The 210-nt window shown below is 56.2% G+C and carries 1 protein-coding gene; it reads right to left on the reverse strand.

What is annotated here, in order from left to right:
• Positions 1-210, reverse strand: a 210-nt coding sequence (locus tag ACOI06_RS14700) for a transposase (protein WP_420663331.1), incomplete at both ends; no start/stop codon positions are given.

The following is a 210-nucleotide window of genomic DNA, read 5'->3' on the forward strand; positions in this document are numbered from 1 at the left end:
GCGCATGTTGCGACCTTGCTGAGCTTTTGACAAGGGCTTTTTGCGGGTGCCACGGCGCTGGATCTGATCTCGATATCCCTCATCCTCGAGAAACTCCGAGCGTGCTTTGGAGGGATAGCCCCGGTCTGCGTAAACATCTCGGCTCGTGTTGAACGGGTCGAGTACAGCATCGAAATGCTTGCTGTCATGCTCGCTGGCGGTACTCGTTTC

This window comes from Orrella sp. 11846, assembly GCF_048820935.1.
In the GTDB taxonomy this organism is placed as follows: domain Bacteria; phylum Pseudomonadota; class Gammaproteobacteria; order Burkholderiales; family Burkholderiaceae_B; genus Algicoccus.